The sequence below is a fragment of the Aeromonas bestiarum genome, assembly GCF_028751155.1.
Taxonomy (GTDB): Bacteria; Pseudomonadota; Gammaproteobacteria; order Enterobacterales; family Aeromonadaceae; genus Aeromonas; species Aeromonas bestiarum.
This window is the reverse complement of sequence record NZ_CP064746.1, coordinates 1,044,419-1,062,873: the sequence shown is the minus strand read 5'-3', so window position 1 is coordinate 1,062,873 and position 18,455 is coordinate 1,044,419. Positions and strand designations below refer to the sequence as shown.

Sequence of the window (18,455 nt, the reverse complement as noted above, 5' to 3'; positions counted from 1 at the left end):
GTATCTTGATGAGAGTCTATCCCGAGCAGTTTGCGGATCATCTCAAGGCAGGGCTCAAGCCCTGCTATCTCGTTTTTGGTGACGAGCCTCTGCTCAAGCTGGAGGCCATCGACGCCATCCGTCAGGCCGCCCGCAAGCAGGGGTTCGATGAGCGCCATACTTTCGTGGTGGAGCAGGGACTGGACTGGAATCAGGTCTACGATGCCTGTCAGGCCATGAGCCTCTTCTCCGCCCGCCAGATCATAGAGCTGGAGCTGCCGGCCAAGGTCGACAAGGATCTGGCCGCCCGCATCACTGAAATTGGCAAGCAACTGCATCCGGATCTGCTGCTGGTACTGAGCGGCGCTCGCCTCAACCAGACCCAGATGAAGGCAGCCTGGTTCGACAAGCTCAGCCAGAACGGCACCTATGTGCCGGTCAATCACCCCGAGCCCCGCTTCTTTCCGCGCTGGATGAGCGCCCGCTTCCAGCGTTTCGGCCTCAAGGCGCTGCCGGATGCCATCAACTTCATGTGCCACTCCTACGAGGGCAACCTGCTGGCCGCCAGCCAGGAGATAGAGAAGCTGACCCTGCTGGCACCGCCCCAACCCATCAGCGTCGCCTATCTGCAAGAAACCATCATACGCCACGCCCATTTCACGCCGTTCCAGCTCATCGATACCCTGCTGGAGGGCAAGGTGAACCGGGCCCAGCGCATCCTGCTGGCCCTGCGCGCCGAGGGTACAGAGCCCGGCATGCTGGCCTGGGCCCTCTGCCGCGAGCTGGAGCAGCTCACCGAGCTGGCCCTGGCCGCCAGAGCCGGCCAGCCGCTGGTGGAGCACTTCTCCCGCCTGCGCATCTGGCAGAGCCGCCAGCAGCTGATCCAGCAGGCCCTGACCCGGCTGCCCTTCACCAAGTTGCAGCAGCTGTGGCAGCTGATGGCCCGGCTTGACGACGCCCAGCGTCGCTTCGACACAGAGCAGGCCTGGCTGATGTTGCAGACCCTGGCCCTGGGTTTTCGCGATGGTACGCCGCTGCCCCTGCTGGAGCCCGCCTCATGCTGAAGGCCCCCATCGACCTGCTGGCCCGAGCCACCTTAGACCCCATCCACATAGGTCCCCTTACTGCTGAGGACTGCTCATGCTGAAGCCACCTATCGGGCTGCTGGGCGGGACCTTCGACCCCATCCATATCGGCCACCTGCGCCCGGCCATAGAGGCGCGGGACGCCATAGGGCTGGCCGAAATCCGGCTGATCCCGAACCATATCCCCCCCCATCGCGCCAACCCCTTCTGTTCGAGCGAGCAGCGCCTCGCCATGGTCAAGCTGGCGGCGGCGGAGAATACGGGATTCGTGGTGGATGAGCGGGAACTGAAGCGGGACACCCCCTCCTGGACCATAGACACCCTCATCGAATTGCGGCAAGCGCTGCCGGGCACCCCGCTCTGCTTTCTGATGGGGATGGACTCCCTGCTCGGCCTGCCGAGCTGGCATCGCTGGCAAGAGCTGCTCGACTATGCCCATCTGGTGGTGAGCGTGCGGCCGGGCTGGCAACCTGACTACCCGGGGGAGGTGGCCGAGCTGCTGGCTCGCCATCACACCACGGATGCCACCGCGCTGCACCGGCGCCTTGCCGGCCATATCTGGCTGGCGGACAACCAGCCCATCGAGCTGTCGGCCACCCGGCTCAGAGCCCTGCTGGCGGCCGGGGAGGATCCCCGTTACCTGCTGCCGCCGTCGGTAGCCGATTACATTCGCCAGCAAGGCCTCTACCAGCCAAGCTGACCACAACCGGCGCCGACTATTGTCCCGGCCGGTTGCGCACTATATTGATCAACAGGGGCCTGGTTTGCCACACGGGCACGGCCCCCGTTCCACTCCCCTTCATCGGACTGGGAAACGGGAGTGACCATGATATAATCCGCCGCCCTCAGGCGTCGGAACACAGGAGAAGATCATTGCAAGGCCAAGAACTGCATGCCTTTATCGTCGACAAGATCGATGACATGAAAGGCCGCGACATCATCACCCTCGATGTGCGCGGTAAATCCAGCATCACAGACACCATGATCGTCTGTTCCGGCAACTCCAGTCGCCACGTCAGCGCCATCGCCCATCACTTGGCCAGCGAAGCTCGCCATGCCGGGCTCGATCTGCTGAGCGTGGAAGGCCAGCTCACGGGGGAATGGGTACTGGTGGACTTGGGGCAAGTCATAGTGCACGTGATGCAGGACGAATATCGCGACTTCTACCAACTGGAAAAACTCTGGGGCGCTACCGCTCAAGTGAATGCGCAATAACAGAGCACAAGTGTAACAAACGATGAAGATCCAGTTGATTGCAGTGGGCACCAAGATGCCTGCCTGGGTAGAGCGTGGCTTCGAAGAGTACCGTCGCCGTTTCCCCAAAGACATGCCGTTCGAGCTGGTCGAGATCGGCGCCGGCAAGCGCGGCAAGAATGCCGACATCCCCCGCATCCTGCAAAAGGAGGGGGAAGCCATGCTGGCCGCCGCCGGCCGTTCACGCATAGTGACCCTGGATATTCCCGGCAAGCCCTGGACCACGGAGCAGCTCGCCGTACAACTGGAAGCCTGGAAGCTGGATGGTCGCGATGTGGCGCTGCTGGTCGGGGGCCCGGAGGGGCTGTCGCCCGAGTGCAAGGCCGCCGCCGAGCAGAGCTGGTCGCTGTCGCCGCTGACCCTGCCCCACCCGCTGGTACGGGTGCTGGTGGCTGAGAGCCTCTACCGCGCCTGGAGCATTACCACCAATCATCCGTATCACAGGGAATGAACCATGCACATCTGGCGCATCACCCCCTTATATCACCCGTATCACAGGGAATAACCCATGGGGTTTTTGTCTTCTCCCTTCGTCTGTCATAAGGTAGCGGCATGCTGAAGAATCGCATCGAAATGCGCGACCACAGCGCCGAGGGTCGCCTCTTCTTCCGACGCACCCTGGTCGCCTATATCGGCATGATAGTGCTGATGCTGGTGCTGCTGGGCAATCTCTATTACCTGCAGGTCGAATCCTTCGAGACCTATCAGACCCGCTCCAACGACAACCGGATCCGGGTCGTGCCCGTGGCGCCGCCACGGGGCCTCATCTATGACGCCAACGGCGTGCTGCTGGCGGAGAACCGCCCCGTCTACAGTCTCGAAATCGTGCCGGAAGAGACCAAAGACCTGGACAAGACCGCCGACGAGCTGATCACCCTGCTGGCGCTGCCGGAAGGGACCAAGGAGAAGTTCCTGGCCGAGGTCAAACGCCAGCGCCGCTTCAAGCCGGTGGCCCTGTTCGAGAAGCTGACCGAGTATCAGGTCGCGCTCTTCTCGGTCAACCAGCACAACTATCCGGGCGCCAGCATAGAGGCCTACCTCAAGCGCTACTATCCGTTTGGTGACACCCTCACCCATGCGCTGGGCTACGTGGCCAAGATCAACACCCGTGACGTGGAGCGCCTCGACAAGGAGGACAAGCTCGCCAACTATGCCGCCACCAAGGATATCGGCAAGCAGGGGGTGGAGAAGTTCTACGAGGATCAGCTGCACGGGGTGGCCGGTTATCAGGAGGTCGAGGTCAACAACCGCGGCCGCGTGGTACGGACCCTCAAGTTCCAGCCGCCGGAGCCCGGCAAGGACATCTACCTCAACATCGACATTCGCCTGCAACTGAAGGCCCAGCAACTGCTGGCCGGTCGCCGGGGCGCCATCGTCATGATGGATCCCAATACCGGCGCCATCCTGGCCATGGAGTCGAGCCCGAGCTATGACCCCAACCTGTTCGTGACCGGCATTTCCAACACCAACTATTCGGCGCTGCTCAACGATCCGGCCCGTCCGCTGGTGAACCGCACCACTCAGGGCATCTATGCCCCCGCCTCCACCGTCAAGCCCATGATGGCGGTGATGGGACTCAACGAGGGGGCCATCACCCCCAACTACCGCTACTTCGGCGGCCCCAGCTTCTCCATCCCGGGCACCACCAAGAAGTTTCGCGACTGGCGCCGCTGGGGCCACGGCTGGCTCGACGTCTACCGCGCCATCGAGGTGTCGGCGGATACCTATTTCTACGATCTCGCCTATAGAGTCGGCATCGACAAGATCCACAGTTACATGACCAAGTTCGGTTTCGGTCAGTACAGCGGGGTGGATCTGTACGAGGAGACCAAGGGCGTCATGCCCTCTCGCGACTGGAAGATGGCACGCTGGCGCCAGCCCTGGTATCAGGGTGACACCATTTCCATCGGCATAGGTCAGGGCTACTGGAGCGCCACCCCGATCCAGCTGGCCAAGGCGATCAGCATACTGACCCAGAACGGTCACGATGTGACGCCGCACCTGCTCAAGAGCACGGCCTCGCTGGATGGGGTGGTCAACGCCCCGGTCAACCCGAACATGGCGCTCAAGGCCAAGAACGATGCCTATTGGCAGGTGGCCAAGGACGGCATGTGGCGCGTCATCAACGGCAATGAAGGCACGGGCCGACGCGCCTTTGCCAACACGCCCTACAAGGCCGCGGGCAAGTCAGGTACCGCCCAGGTGGTGGGTCTGAAAGAGAACCAGGTCTACAACGCGGCCACCACCAAGGTGGAGCACAGGGATAACGCCCTGTTCGTCTCCTTCGCCCCGTTCGAGGCACCCAAGGCCGTAGTGGCCCTGGTGCTGGAGAACGCCGGGGGCGGCAGCAGCATGGCCGCGCCCGTGGCACGTCAGATGCTGGATGCCTATCTGGTGCCACCAGAGCCCCAGTTGCCACCGGCTCCCAAGCAGCCGTCCCCATCACGCGAGGCCGTTTCCCATGAGTAATTCCGCGCAGCGACAGAGCATCTGGTACCGGCTGCATATCGACCTGCCGCTGTTTCTCGGCCTGCTGGCCCTGATGTCCCTCTCCATGGTGGTGCTCTACTCCGCCTCCGGTCAGAGCGTGGACTCCATAGTGCGCCAGCTGGTGCGTGGCGGCCTGGCCTTCGCCCTGATGATAGGCATGGCCCAGCTGCCCCCCTCCCTCTACGCGCGCTGGTCCGTGCCCCTGTTCGTGGTGGTGGTGCTGCTGCTCATCGCGGTGGACGTGTTCGGTCATATCGGCAAGGGTGCCCAGCGCTGGCTGGATCTCGGCTTTATGAAGTTCCAGCCCTCCGAGGTGATGAAGCTCTCCATGCCCATCATGGTGGCCGCCTGGCTCAGCCGCCATTCGCTGCCCCCCAAGTTCAGCCATGTGGTGATCGCCCTGGTGATGGTGCTGCTGCCCACCCTGCTGATCGCGGCCCAGCCCGATCTCGGCACCTCCATCCTGGTGGCCGCCTCCGGCTTCTTCGTCATCTTCCTGGCGGGGATCAGCTGGTGGCTGATCGGGCTGGCAGTGCTGCTCATCTGCGCCTTCATGCCGGTGCTCTGGTTCTTCCTGATGCACGACTACCAGCGCCAGCGGGTACTGATGCTGCTCGACCCGGAGAAAGACCCGCTCGGCCGCGGCTATCACATCATCCAGTCGAAGATTGCCATCGGCTCCGGCGGCGTCTTTGGCAAGGGCTGGCTGCAGGGCACCCAGTCCCAGCTCGAGTTCCTGCCCGAGCGCCACACCGACTTCATCTTCGCGGTGTTCAGCGAGGAGTTCGGTCTGGTGGGCGTCGCCCTGCTGCTGGTGATCTATCTCTACATCATCAGCCGCTGCCTGTTTATCTCCATGCAGGCCCAGAACAGCTTCGAGCGCCTGCTCGGTGGCGCCCTGACCCTCACCTTCTTCGTCTATGTGTTCGTCAACATGGGCATGGTGAGCGGTATTCTTCCAGTGGTAGGGGTCCCCCTGCCGCTGGTGAGCTACGGCGGCACCTCCATGGTGACCCTGATGGCCGGCTTCGGCATCCTGATGTCCATCCAGACCCACAGAAGGCTGCTGGCCTGATGAGAGGTGCCTGGCTGGCGCTCTCCCTGTGCTCGCTGACGGCGAGTGCAGCCCCTGTGCCCGAGCGGCTGGCGTTGCTGGCCGAGCAGCAGCAGGTACCGCTGGCCGAATTGCAGGAGGCCACGGCGCAGGCCCGGCTGCGCCAGGAGATACTCGACACCATCAGCAAGCCGTGGGAAGCCAGGCCCTGGCACAGCTACCGGCCCCTGTTCGTGACCCAGGCCCGCATACAGGACGGGGTCAACTTCTGGCAACGCCATGCCGATGCCCTGGCGCGGGCCGAGCAGCACTACCGGGTGCCTGCCTCCCTCATAGTCGCCATCATAGGCATAGAAACCTTCTACGGCCGCCAGATGGGCCGCCATTCCGTGCTCGACAGCCTCTACACCCTGGGATTTCACTACCCAGCGCGCGAGGAGTTCTTCGCCAAGGAATTTGCCCAGCTGGTGCTGCTGGCCAAAGAGGAGAAGTGGCCACTCACCCGCCTCAGGGGCTCCTACGCGGGCGCCATGGGCATGGGACAGTTCATGCCCTCCAGTTACCGCCACTACGCGGTCGATTTTGACGGAGATGGCAAGCGGGATCTGTTTGCCAATCCGGTGGATGCCATCGGCAGCGTCGCCAACTATTTCGCCCTGCACCAGTGGCGCTGGGGCGAGTCGGCCGTCGAGCCCGCCTTGATCGGGCTGGCGCCAGTGAGTACCCTGCTTCGGCCCGAACCCGAGCTCAAGCAGCAGTGGGCAGAGCTGGCTGCCGCCGGGATTGAACTCGCCACCCCGCTGGCACCCGACACGCCGGTGAAACTGCTGGCATTGGAACAGGCCGATGGACCGGAATACTGGGTCGCGCGCCACAATTTTTATGTGATCACCCGCTATAACCGCAGCCCTCTCTATGCGATGGCGGTGCATCAACTCAGTCAAGCAATCCAGGAAGCGTATGCATTACAGCCACAAACTTCTCCCGCTCAGCCTGAGCTTGTTGCTGGCCGCCTGTAGCAGCCAGCCGGAACAGGCTCCCCTGCCGCAGGAACCCGTCCAGCAGGAAAAACCTCAGGTCATCGAGATCCCGCAAGCCACGGGCGCCATTCCGCGTCCCGAGCCCCTGAGTGCCAGCGGCAACCGGGACTACTGGATAGGCAAGCAGAAGAACGAGGTGTGGCGCGATATCAAGCACTACACGGAAGAGGGTACCGCCAGCTGGCTGGCCCAGGATCTGGACGGTCAGCAGACCGCCAACGGCGACGTGCTGGACAGCAAGCTGTTCAGCGCCGCCCACCGCAACCTGCCGCTGCCAAGCTATGTGCGGGTCACCAATCTGGACAACGGGCTGGAGACCATAGTGCGGGTCAACGATCGCGGCCCGTCCGACAGCACTCGCCTCATCGATCTCTCCTACGCCGCCGCCAAACAGCTGGACATGGTGGAGAGCGGCGAGGCGCGCGTGCGGCTGGAGCTGATCAACGACAAGCCGGATCAGATGGTCGAGATGGTGCCCATGATGACGATGCAGCCCATGCAAGCGGCGCAGAGCCCGGTGACCCCGGCCGCTCCGCAGACTGCGGCGCAGGAAGGTTTTCTGGGTGAGCCGACCGCGCTCGCCATGGCCACGCCGGCCGCCGCTGAACCGGCCCCCGTCAAGGCCCCCGCGGCCAAACCCGCCAAACCGGCAGCGGCCAAGGCGGCCGCCCCCGCCGGCAGCGGTGACGGCAAGATGATCCAGGTGCTGGCCAGTGGCTCTCAGCCCAGGGCCGAGGCCATGGGCAAGGTGATGACCCAGCGCTACGGCGTGCCGTATCAGGTGGTGGCCCACGGCGCCATCTTCCGGGTCCTGCTGGGACCGGTCGCCGCCGATCAGCAGGCAAGCTTGCTGGAACAGATCCGTCAGGGGGGGCTGGAGCAAGCCTTTATCGTCCCCTGACACCATGCGGCTCACCTCGGGTGAGCCACCGCCGGGCGCCCGTCGTCACGTCGTTTCCCGGCGTGACGGCGGCTCCCGATGGATAAAAAACCAGACCAGATGGCACGTCGGACTATGACCGACGGTCGCTTCTGGTATAGTGAAGCCCGCATTTTTAACTTGGGTTACCCCCATCCAGGCTCCAGGAATTTCAAGATGTCCAAATTTGCCCGTTCAGTTATTCTGGCCTCCCTGTTAAGCGCCACCGCCCAGGCCAACCAGCCTGTACCGACCCCGAACGCAACCCCCATGGTCGTTCCCGCCGCGCCGGAGATCTCCGCCAAGGCCCATATTCTGATCGATTACTACTCGGGTCAGGTGCTGGCCGAGCAGAACGCCGAAGAGCGTCTGCCGCCCGCCAGTCTGACCAAAATGATGACCTCCTACATCATCGGCCAGGAGCTGCTGAAGGGGAACATCAAGCGCACCGACATGGTGACCATCAGCCAGAACGCCTGGTCCAAGAACTACACCGACTCCTCCAAGATGTTCATCGAGGTGGGCAAGCAGGTCTCCGTCGATGATCTCAACAAGGGCATCATCATCCAGTCCGGCAACGATGCCTGTGTCGCCATGGCCGAATTCCTGGCCGGCAGCACAGACTCCTTCGCCAGCCTGATGAACTCCTGGTCCGCCAAGCTCGGCATGAAGGACAGCCACTTCATGAACCCGCACGGTCTGGATGCGGAAGGCCACTACAGTACCGCCCACGACATGGCCCGTCTGGGTCAGGCCCTGATCCGCGATCTGCCTGAGGAGTACAAGATCTACTCCCAGAAATCCTTCGTGTTCAACGGCATCACCCAGCACAACCGCAACCGCCTGCTGTGGGATCAGTCCCTGCAGGTGGATGGCATCAAGACCGGCCACGTCAGCCAGGTCGGCTACAACCTGGTCTCCTCCGCCACCAACAACGAAGGCATGCGCCTGATCGCCGTGGTGCTGGGCGCCAGCAGCGAGGGTTCCCGCGCCGCCGAGAGCAAGAAGCTGCTCACCTATGGTTTCCGTTTCTTCCAGAGCCTGACCCCGTACAAGGCTGGCACCGAGCTGGTCACCCAGAAGATCTGGATGGGCGACAAGTCTGAAGTGAAACTGGGCGTCGACAAGGACGTGTCCGTGCTGGTCACCCGTGGTCAGGGCAACAACCTGAAAGCGGACTTCCAGCTCGAGAGCGAACTGAAAGCCCCGCTGGCCAAGGGCCAACGGGTCGGTACCGTGTTCCTGAAGCAGGGCGACAAGGAGATCAAGCAGGTGCCGCTGGTCGCGCTGGAAGAGGTGCAGGAAGGCGGACTGATGAGCCGTCTGTGGGATTACCTGGTGATGCTGGTCTCCAGCTGGTTCAAGTAAGAGAGACGCACAATCCTGACCAAACAGCGGCGCCAACAGGCGCCGCTGCTGTCTTTACCCGGTCATACCAGCGAATAACCCTGCAATCTGCAGGTTCCGCCGACTGGCGATTTGTGGTAAAAAGCAGCATCTCCATGTCTTGTCGCGCGGCCCGGGCCTTGATCTCTGCCCGGGCTATGCCCATATAGACTTGTACATGACGGCCTGATGAGCCATTGGCCACCAGCCACGCAAGATTAAAGATGAAGTCATCCCGTGATGACGCCAAAAGGTGAGTAGATGAATACCAAGTTTGATGAACTGCTGGAGTTCCCCTGCAAGTTCCCGTTCAAGGTGCTCGGCATTGCCGACCCGGCCCTGCCGGATCAGGTGGTTGAAGTGCTGCAGCAACACGCCCCCGGTACTTACAGCCCGACCGTTCAGCCCAGCTCCAAGGGCAACTACCACTCGGTCCGCGTAACCGTGACAGCCCAGAGCAAAGAGCACATCGAAGCGATGTACCATGCCCTTGGCAAGATCGAGCTGGTGAAATACGTACTGTAATTTCTCTCTCGCCCCGCCAGGGGCGATTGATTTTGCGTCACCCCCGAGCGCTGACCCATGGTGCCGACTCAAGCGCCAGCCTGTGAGGAAAAGATGTCACCCCAGATCCCCGCCCAGCCACAGCTGCTCGTCAGACACCTGGGTCGCCGCCCCTACCAGCCGGTATGGGACGCCATGAAGGCCTTCACCGACAGTCGCACCAGCGACACCCCGGACGAGTTCTGGGTGGTGGAGCACGACCCCGTCTACACCCAGGGCCAGGCCGGCAAGGCCGAGCATCTGCTCGCACCGGGCGACATCCCTGTGGTGCAGAGCGATCGCGGCGGTCAGGTGACCTATCACGGCCCCGGCCAGCTGGTGCTCTACGTGCTGGTGGATGTGCGCCGCAGCAAGCTGACGGTGCGCGAGCTGGTGACCTGCCTGGAAACCGCCATCATCAAGACCCTGGCCAGGAGCGGGATTGAGGCTTATGCCAAGCCCGACGCCCCCGGCGTCTATGTGAAAAGCGAGCTCGGCGCCTCGCTGCAGACAGAAGCCAAGCTGGCCTCGCTGGGCCTGCGCATCCGCAAGGGCTGCTCCTTCCACGGGCTGGCACTCAATATCAACATGGACATGACCCCCTTCCTGCGCATCAATCCGTGCGGTTATGCGGGCATGGCCATGACCCAGACCAGCGCCCTGGGCGGCCCGCAGAGCGTGGCCGAGGCGCAGGCCATTCTGGTGGCCGAACTGGCCAGCCTGATTGGCTATGAGACGATCACCCATACCGAAGAGGCGGCATGAGCGAGCCCATGCTGCGTGGCCATGAGGGCACAGAGATGACCCCGACGGCTATCTACCAAACAATAACAAACACCGAGAGTGAATCATGAGCAAACCCGTTCGTATGGAGCCGGGCGTCAAGCTGCGCGATGGCGACAAGATGGCCCTGATCCCGGTGAAATTCATGCCGGATCCCGACGAGGAAGTGCTGCGCAAGCCGGACTGGATGCGGATCAAGCTGCCGCCGTCGAGCCAGAAGATCGAGCACATCAAGAGCACGCTGCGCAAGAACAAGCTGCACTCAGTGTGTGAAGAGGCCTCCTGCCCCAACCTGGCCGAGTGCTTCAACCACGGCACGGCCACCTTCATGATCATGGGCGCCATCTGCACCCGTCGTTGCCCCTTCTGCGACGTGGCCCACGGCCGCCCGCTGGCGCTGGATCCCGACGAGCCGCACAAGCTGGCACTCACCATCAAGGAGATGGGGCTGAAATACGTGGTCATCACCTCGGTGGACCGCGACGATCTGCGCGACGGCGGTGCCCAGCACTTCGCCGACTGCATCAAGCAGATCCGCGAGCACAGCCCGCAGACCCGCATCGAGATCCTGACCCCGGACTTCCGCGGCCGGATGGAGCAGGCGCTGGAGGTGTTCCGCGAGACGCCGCCGGACGTGTTCAACCACAACCTGGAAACAGCCCCGCGCATGTACCGGGTCGCCCGCCCCGGCGCCGACTACAAGTGGTCCCTCGAGCTGCTGCGCCGCATCAAGGAGATGCACCCCCATGTACCGACCAAGTCCGGTGTCATGATGGGCCTTGGCGAGACCAACGAAGAGATCGTGCAGGTGCTCACCGATCTGCGCGAGCACGGCGTCAACATGCTGACCCTGGGCCAGTATCTGCAGCCAAGCCGCCACCACCTGCCGGTGAAGCGCTACGTGCCGCCCGCAGAGTTTGACGAACTGAAGGATGTCGCCATGGGGCTGGGCTTCTCCCACGCCGCCTGCGGCCCCTTCGTCCGCTCCTCCTACCATGCGGACCTGCAAGCCAAGGGCGAAGAGGTGAAGTAACCTCATCCACCCATTAGCTACTCCTTAAATGTGTTTACACATTTTCAGTTACTCAACGCCCCGATGTAACGTATCGAGGGCGTTGTATTTCAGCGAGAGATATGGACCACTTAACTCACTGTAGTGGTCAACTAAATCCAGACACACAGTTAAGCCGATTTTCGGCCTCTGCTGGCGGTATCCCATCATTGTGTTGATGTGGACGCCGCCAGTTATAGTAATCCATCAGGTAGGAACTGATATCCCGCTTCGCTTCCCGCAGGCTCATGTACCCCGTGGTCGGAAGCCATTCCGTCTTAAGGCTCCTGAACAGCCGCTCCATCGGCGCGTTATCCCAACAGTTGCCACGCCGACTCATGCTCTGGGTCATGCGATAGCGCCACAGCCGTTGCCGAAATACCCGACTGCCGTATTGGCTCCCCTGGTCGGAGTGAAACAGCACAACCTCGTTGCTGATACGCCATCTCGAGCGCTTTCACGGCCAAGTCAGCATCAGGTCTGTCAGACATTGACCAGCCCACGACCCGCCGGGTATGGAGGTCGAGCACCACCGCCAAGTATTGCCAGCGACCGCCGGCCCACACGTAAGTGATATCGCCACACCACACCTGATTGGGCTGCGGGGCAGCAAATTCACGCGCCAGCAGATTCGGGATGTCCGGTCGTTCAGCCCGGGCGACCTTGTAGGCATGAGAGCCGGGGTGCTTGGAGGTCAGCCCGGCTTCCTTCATCAGACGACGCACCTTGAACCGGCCAATCTGATGCTCCAACTCCCGCATCATCGACATCAAGGCCCGGCTGCCAGCTGAGCCTCTGCTCTCGTTGAACAGGCGCCGCAACTCACTTCTTTGTTGCACCCGCTCACGGTCAATTATGCGCCTGCGAGCCAGATAGTCGTAAAAACAGGCGGTTGGGATACCGCAAGCGCAACAGACCAGCGTGGTGGGGGCTTGCTCCCTTAATCGGTCTATCAGCGCGTACGTACGAGCTCGTCCGCCATCAAGAGAGCCGTAGCTTTTTTAAAATGGCCTTTTCACGTTCAAGCCGGTTGATGCGGGCTTCCAGCTCCTGGATTTTCTGCTGCTCTGGGGTCAGAGCCTTGCTGATAGGGGTTGTGCCAGTTCATTCGGATTGAAGTTGCTAAATCCATCGGCGAAGCACGGTTTCACCGACACCCAGTGAACGGCTGGCTTCGGGGACGGAATAGCCTTGGTCGAGCACCAGGGATGCGGCTTCCAGCTTGAACTCGGCAGTGAATGAGCGACGTAATCTTGTCATTGAACACCTCTGGTCATGGTGGCGACTGTACCACCTAAAACGGTGTCCGGGATGATTAGACCACTACAGTGGAGCAGATGCAGACAGGCCTGGATAGTTACCTGGAACACTACAACACCCAGCGGCCACATCAGAGCAGGATAATGGAGGGGCAAACCCCCTACAGCATGTTCAAAAAGGGTCTGAAATTGATACCGAAAGAAGTGCGCACTAAAAGTAGCGTAAACAAGGCACCGGTTTGAGGCCGGTGTCAGGTGATAACTAGATCTGTACATCTAATGAAGATTACTAACAAGGACACGGCTTATTATGCTGTCTTAAAGAAGTGTTACTAAGTAGTAAGGCCAGCCAACATCTAATGGCATACTCACTGGCACACCAAAAATCAAAAATACAAAAAAGCCCAACCGAATCAATCAGTTGGGCTACATAGATGGCGGAGGAGGTGGGATTTGAACCCACGGATGGTCGCCCATCGCCGGTTTTCAAGACCGGTGCATTCAGCCGCTCTGCCACCCCTCCGCGACAGTGCGGCGAATATTACCCATGGCGATCCGGCTTGTAAATCCCCTCGCGGTGCGTTTGCCGATTTATTGGGCTAAATGACGCATAAAGTCGACAAACTGAGCATAAGCAGCGCTTTTTCAACCAGATAACTTGACTTGAAAACAGACTCACCCACTATAGTGGCCATCACGAAATTTCCAGCAAGATGGACTTATGAGAATCAAACATGCCCTGCTTTGCGCCCTGACTGGCGCCACCCTGCTTGCGGCGCCGGTTCAGGCAAGCGAGCTGACCAAGAGCGATGTCGAGCAAATCGTGCGCGACTATCTGGTCAAGAATCCGGAGATCCTGGTCGAGATGTCCAATGCCCTGCGCTCCAAGCAGGAGAGCCAGCAGGCGGCCAACGACAAGAGCCTGATCCAGACACACGCCAAGCAGCTCTATGCCAATCAGGATCCCGAGAGCGGCAACCCCAAGGGCAGCCTGACCGTGGTCGAGTTCTTCGATTACAACTGCGGTTACTGCAAGCGCGCCCATCCGCTGATCAAGCAACTGCTGGGTGAAGACAAGGACATCCGTTATATCTACAAGCAGTTCCCCATCCTGAGCGAGACCTCCTACTTCGCCGCCCGTGCGGCGCTGGCGGTGCAGCTGGGTCAGCCTGACAAATACCAGGCCTTCCACGAGAAGCTGTACGCCCATCAGGGCCCGCTGTCTGATGAAGCCCAGGTGAAGCAGCTGGCGGAAGCGGCCGGGGTGAACTGGAGCAAGGTCGAGGCCAAGATCAAGGATGGCAGCATAGATCAGAACCTCGGCACCAACCGGGCGCTGGCCGAAGCCATGAGCATCTCAGGCACACCGGCCTTCATCATAGGTGACCAGATACTGCGTGGCGCCCCTCGCGATCTGGCGAGCCTGAAAGGCTTCATCAAGGATGTGCGCGCGGGCAAGAGCATTCAGTAACCCAGCCCTTCGCCCATAAAAAACGCCCCGGCATTGCGATGCCGGGGCGTTTTGCCATTCAGGCTTCAGTCCCTCAGGCCTGATGGGCCGTCGCGAGGAGCTGTCAGCAAGGCGAAGAGCTGCGCAGGGACCGGAATTTATATGAATAAATGAGGCTCCCGAGCAGCGCATGATCCTTGATCACGGCTTCGCAGTAGGGCCATAGCCGTTCGGGTTCTGGCTTTGCCAGCGCCAGGTGTCCACCATCATCCGCTCGAGCCCGCGCTCCGCCTGCCAGCCCAGCTCGTCACGGGCCTTGTGCGGCTCGGCCCAGCATTCGGCTATGTCACCGGGGCGGCGAGGTTTGATCTGGTACGCTATGGTGCGGCCGCTGGCCGCCTCAAACGCCCTGATCATCTGCAGCACGGAATAGCCCTGGCCGGTACCCAGGTTGTAGGTGAAGACACCGGTATCGGCAGCGATGCGGGCCAGCGCCTTGAGATGACCGAGGGCGAGATCCACCACGTGAATGTAGTCACGCACGCCTGTGCCATCCGGGGTCGGATAGTCATTGCCAAACACCCCCAGCTCCTTGAGCTTGCCGACCCCCACCTGGCTGATATAGGGCAGCAGGTTGTTGGGGATGCCGTTGGGATCTTCGCCTATGAGGCCGCTCTCGTGGGCGCCAACCGGGTTGAAGTAGCGCAGCAGCACTATGGCCCAGCGCGGATCGGATTTGGACAAGTCACGCAGTATCTCTTCCACCATCAGCTTGGAGCGACCATAGGGATTGGTCGCGCTGGTGGGGAAATCTTCCCGCAGCGGCACAGAGGCCGGATCGCCATACACGGTGGCGGAGGAGCTGAACACCAGCCGGAACACGCCCGCCTTTGCCATCTCCTCGCACAACACCAGGGTACCCGTGATGTTGTTCTGGTAATAGGTGAGCGGGATCTGGCTCGACTCCCCCACCGCCTTGAGGCCGGCGAAGTGGATCACGGATTCAATCTTGTGGGCGGCAAACAGCTGCTGCAGACAGGCTCTGTCCAGCACGTCCCCTTCCACGAAGATGACCGGCTTGCCGGTGATCCGCTCGACCCGCTTGAGGGACTCGGGGGAAGAGTTGGACAAGTTGTCCAGCACCACGACCTGCTGCCCGGCATTGAGCAGCTCAACCAGGGTATGGGAACCTATGTAACCGGCGCCACCCGTAACCAATATTGTCATTTTTTATCCCGTGTTCTGGTGAAACTGGGGCAGAGTCTACCCGCCCTGCCCGCTCGGGAAAAGAGTGAGATACTAATGACGCCCCTCAATAGTCGAGGCTGACATCCCCCCTGGCGGTACAGGAGCAGGCCAGTGCGACGCCGCCCTCCAGATCCTGCGCACTCAGCGTCATCACGCTCTGCCGTTCGATCTCGCCAGTCGTGGTACAGCGACAGGCGCCACACACTCCGGCGCGGCAGGCAGCCATCATGGTCTCGCCAGCCCCTTCCAGGGCAGCCAGCAGGGTCTGGCCCGGCAATATCTTCACCTTCTTGCCGCTCTTCTTGAGGGTCAGCCAGAAATGGTCGCTGGCGGCCGCAACCGGCGCCGCGCCCGATGTAACAGCAGGCAGGCCGAACGACTCCTGATGCAACTGCTCCGCTGGCAACCCCAGCTCCGCCAGCATGGCGCAGACGGCGGTCATGTAAGGCGCAGGGCCGCACAGATAGACGTGGCGATCGAGCAGGTCCGGTGCCAGCTCCTTGAGCATGGCGGGAGTGAGCCGGCCAACCCAGGGATGAGCGGCCGAAGCCTGCTCCAGCACCAACCCATGGCGCACGCCGGGGTGAGCCTCGGCCAGCGCAGCCAGTTCGCTTGCGAAGATCAGATCCTGAGGTGAACGGGCGCTGTGAATGAAGCGGATGTCCGCCTCGGAGCGCTTGGCCAGCTCGTCGCGCAGCATGGCCCACATGGGGGTGATGCCGGAACCGGCGCTCAGCAGCAGCGGTCGCTCGCAGGGCAGCGCCGTCAGGTTGAAGTCGCCGAAGGGGCCGTCGACCCGGATCTCGTCCCCCACCTGCAGGCTCTGGTGCAGATGGTGGGAGACCCGCCCCACATCCTTGATGGTGACTTGCCAGCGCGCGTCCTGCGGGCTGGAGGAGAGGGTATAGGCACGGCACATGGGCTGGCCGTCGATCTCTGTGTGCAGGGTCACGCACTGGCCGGCCAGCACGGGGGGCAGACTGCCTGCAAGCGGCGCGAACTGCCAGCTCACCACATCATGGGTGTCGGCGCGACGACCGATGCAACGCAGGGTGAGAGAGGTGGAGGTCATCACAAGGCTCCTCATTTTGAAAACATGTTTTTGAAACACGACGCGTTGAAAAAAAGGCGAGCTATCAGGCTCGCCAAAGGCTTACAACACGCTGAGATGATCAGGCCTACACGGCCTGCGCTATCACCGGATTCAGGCCGCCAGGATCTCGGCGAGATCCGCTTCGGCCGTGGTGGTCCCTTTCAGCCCGAACTGCTCCTCCAGCACCTTGAGCAGGGCCGGGGTCAGGAAGGCCGGTGCGGTCGGACCGGTGCGAATGTCTTTCACACCGAGCGCCAGCAGGGTGAGCAGGATGACGATGGCCTTCTGTTCGAACCAGGAGAGCACCAGGGTCAACGGCAGGTCGTTGACGCCACACTCGAACGCCTCGGAGAGCGCCAGTGCGAGCTGGATGGCGGAGTAAGCATCGTTGCACTGACCCACGTCCAGCAGACGGGGAATACCGCCGATGTCGCCAAAGTCGAGCTTGTTGAACTTGTACTTGCCGCAGCCCAGGGTGAGCAGCAGGCTGTCTTGCGGGGCTGCCTTGGCAAACTCGGTGAAGTAGGCGCGCTCGGCCTTGTCGCCGTCACAACCGCCCACCAGGAAGAAGTGGCTGATCTCACCGGCTTTCACCTTGTCGATCACCGCTGGTGCCGCCTGCATCAGGGCATTGCGGGCAAAGCCGATGGTGATGAAGTGCTCGAGTTCTGTGTGTTTGAAACCGTCCAGCGCCAATGCCTTCGCCACCACGGCGGAGAAGTCATCCCCTTCCAGGTGAGTCACGCCCGGCCAGCCGACGATGGAGCGGGTAAAGATGCGGTCGCTGTAGTCGCCCACGTTAGGGTCGATGATGCAGTTGGAGGTCATCACCACGGCGCCGGGGAAGTTCGCAAACTCCTTCTGCTGGTTCTGCCAGGCGGAGCCGTAGTTGCCCACCAGGTGGGGGTACTGCTTGAAGAAGGGATAGGCCAGCGCCGGCAGCATCTCGCCGTGGGTGTAGACGTTGATGCCAGTGCCTGCGGTCTGCTCCAGGATCAGCTTGAGATCCATCATGTCGTGGCCGGAGACCAGGATGCACTTGCCCGGCACAGGGGTAACGCGCACCTGGGTCGGTTCCGGGTGACCGAAGGCGGTGGTTTCACCGAGATCCAGCATCTCCATGATTTTGAAGTTGAGCAGGCCGATCTCCATGGCACATTTGAACAGGGGATCCAGCTCGCTCGGGTCAGTGCTGAGCCAGCTCATGATGCGATGGAACTCGGCGGCCACGGCGCTATCCTGCTGACCCAGCACCCGGGCGTGCTCCATGTAGGCGGCGGCGCCCTTGAGGCCGTAGAGGCAGAGCAGACGCAGCCCCATGATGTCTTCGTGCACCTCGCTCTTGCCGCGATTGACCGCGGTTTGCGGCGCATGGGCCAGCTGGGCGAGCAGCTCGTCACCCGGCTCGAAACCGGCAGCCTCGGGCAAGCCGGTGACTTGCACCGCCAGTGCAGCCAGACGGTCGGCCAGCTGCTGACGATGAGCCAGCGCCTGATTGACATAGCCAACGATGCGGGCGGAGTCAAAGTTGACGTTGGTGAGGGTGGCGAAGAAGGCCTTGGGCACGAAGGCATCGATCTCGTTGTCGATGACGCCGTGCTCGCGAGCGGCCAGCGCCCAGGCACTGAGGCCCTGCAGCGCATAGATCAGCACATCCTGCAGATCCGAGGTTTCGGCCGTCTTGCCGCACATGCCTTGTGCATAAGCACAGCCATTGCCTGCCGGGGTACGAATTGTCTGTTCACATTGCACACAAAACATCATGCCTCTCCTAATTGGACATTTCAGTTACTTGTTTTGTGGCGATTCTATGCCCCTCGC

The 18,455-nt window shown here is 61.7% G+C and carries 16 protein-coding genes, 1 tRNA gene and 2 pseudogenes; 14 read left to right on the top strand and 5 right to left on the bottom strand.

The window, feature by feature from the left end:
* Window positions 1-8: 8 nt before the first annotated feature.
* From holA to lipA, 12 genes are all read left to right on the top strand, one after another.
* Window positions 9-1,043: a DNA polymerase III subunit delta gene (gene holA / locus IU367_RS05245; protein ID WP_274453612.1), complete on the top strand. Its 1,035-nt coding sequence runs from the start codon at window positions 9-11 to the stop codon at window positions 1,041-1,043.
* Between the two features lie 76 nt (window positions 1,044-1,119).
* Entirely contained in the window at window positions 1,120-1,764 is a 645-nt protein-coding gene (nadD, locus tag IU367_RS05240; RefSeq protein WP_043135740.1) for a nicotinate-nucleotide adenylyltransferase, read from the top strand.
* Window positions 1,765-1,937: 173 nt separating this feature from the next.
* A complete protein-coding gene (rsfS, locus tag IU367_RS05235) occupies window positions 1,938-2,279 on the top strand; it encodes a ribosome silencing factor (protein ID WP_043135742.1) in 342 nt (113 codons plus the stop codon).
* A gap of 22 nt (window positions 2,280-2,301) precedes the next feature.
* Window positions 2,302-2,769, top strand: a complete 468-nt coding sequence (rlmH, locus tag IU367_RS05230) for a 23S rRNA (pseudouridine(1915)-N(3))-methyltransferase RlmH (RefSeq protein ID WP_042034723.1) — start codon at window positions 2,302-2,304, stop codon at window positions 2,767-2,769.
* A gap of 101 nt (window positions 2,770-2,870) precedes the next feature.
* Window positions 2,871-4,787 (top strand): penicillin-binding protein 2, encoded by a 1,917-nt coding sequence (gene mrdA, locus IU367_RS05225; RefSeq protein ID WP_043135745.1) that lies wholly within the window; start codon window positions 2,871-2,873, stop codon window positions 4,785-4,787.
* The gene (gene rodA / locus IU367_RS05220) at window positions 4,780-5,883 is read left to right on the top strand and encodes a rod shape-determining protein RodA (RefSeq protein WP_043135747.1); all 1,104 of its coding nucleotides are present in this window, start codon (window positions 4,780-4,782) and stop codon (window positions 5,881-5,883) included. The genes mrdA and rodA overlap by 8 nt, the downstream gene beginning before the upstream one ends.
* Entirely contained in the window at window positions 5,883-6,881 is a 999-nt protein-coding gene (gene mltB, locus IU367_RS05215; RefSeq protein ID WP_274453611.1) for a lytic murein transglycosylase B, read from the top strand. Before rodA ends, mltB begins: the two co-directional genes overlap by 1 nt.
* Window positions 6,823-7,803 (top strand): septal ring lytic transglycosylase RlpA family protein, encoded by a 981-nt coding sequence (locus tag IU367_RS05210; RefSeq protein WP_274453610.1) that lies wholly within the window; start codon window positions 6,823-6,825, stop codon window positions 7,801-7,803. The genes mltB and IU367_RS05210 overlap by 59 nt, the downstream gene beginning before the upstream one ends.
* Before the next feature lie 195 nt (window positions 7,804-7,998).
* Window positions 7,999-9,189, top strand: a complete 1,191-nt coding sequence (locus IU367_RS05205; RefSeq protein WP_043555087.1) for a D-alanyl-D-alanine carboxypeptidase family protein — start codon at window positions 7,999-8,001, stop codon at window positions 9,187-9,189.
* 279 nt (window positions 9,190-9,468) lie between these two features.
* A complete protein-coding gene (gene ybeD, locus IU367_RS05200) occupies window positions 9,469-9,732 on the top strand; it encodes a DUF493 family protein YbeD (protein ID WP_042867550.1) in 264 nt (87 codons plus the stop codon).
* A 93-nt stretch (window positions 9,733-9,825) separates the two neighbouring features.
* Entirely contained in the window at window positions 9,826-10,515 is a 690-nt protein-coding gene (gene lipB, locus IU367_RS05195; protein ID WP_241325213.1) for a lipoyl(octanoyl) transferase LipB, read from the top strand.
* Between the two features lie 85 nt (window positions 10,516-10,600).
* Window positions 10,601-11,566, top strand: a complete 966-nt coding sequence (lipA, locus tag IU367_RS05190) for a lipoyl synthase (protein ID WP_042867544.1) — start codon at window positions 10,601-10,603, stop codon at window positions 11,564-11,566.
* Between the two features lie 127 nt (window positions 11,567-11,693).
* Here the strand turns inward: lipA and IU367_RS05185 are convergent.
* A pseudogene (locus tag IU367_RS05185) lies at window positions 11,694-12,844 on the bottom strand (IS3 family transposase).
* 65 nt (window positions 12,845-12,909) lie between these two features.
* Between IU367_RS05185 and IU367_RS22105 the strand changes: the two are divergent.
* A pseudogene (locus IU367_RS22105) lies at window positions 12,910-13,086 on the top strand (hypothetical protein); the annotation flags it as partial.
* A gap of 192 nt (window positions 13,087-13,278) precedes the next feature.
* On the opposite strand, the gene IU367_RS05180 reads toward IU367_RS22105, so the two are convergent.
* Window positions 13,279-13,366, bottom strand: a tRNA-Ser gene (locus tag IU367_RS05180).
* Window positions 13,367-13,564: 198 nt separating this feature from the next.
* On the opposite strand from IU367_RS05180, the gene IU367_RS05175 reads away from it, so the two are divergent.
* Complete coding sequence (locus tag IU367_RS05175) at window positions 13,565-14,314, top strand: DsbA family protein (RefSeq protein ID WP_274453609.1); 750 nt, start codon at window positions 13,565-13,567, stop codon at window positions 14,312-14,314.
* Between the two features lie 180 nt (window positions 14,315-14,494).
* Here IU367_RS05175 and galE read toward each other — a convergent pair whose 3' ends face one another.
* The 3 genes from galE to hcp form a co-directional block, all read right to left on the bottom strand.
* Complete coding sequence (gene galE, locus IU367_RS05170; protein ID WP_043554742.1) at window positions 14,495-15,520, bottom strand: UDP-glucose 4-epimerase GalE; 1,026 nt, start codon at window positions 15,518-15,520, stop codon at window positions 14,495-14,497.
* 85 nt (window positions 15,521-15,605) lie between these two features.
* Window positions 15,606-16,613: an FAD-binding oxidoreductase gene (locus IU367_RS05165; protein ID WP_274453607.1), complete on the bottom strand. Its 1,008-nt coding sequence runs from the start codon at window positions 16,611-16,613 to the stop codon at window positions 15,606-15,608.
* A 132-nt stretch (window positions 16,614-16,745) separates the two neighbouring features.
* Window positions 16,746-18,395 (bottom strand): hydroxylamine reductase, encoded by a 1,650-nt coding sequence (gene hcp, locus IU367_RS05160; protein ID WP_043554876.1) that lies wholly within the window; start codon window positions 18,393-18,395, stop codon window positions 16,746-16,748.
* Window positions 18,396-18,455 lie beyond the last annotated feature (60 nt).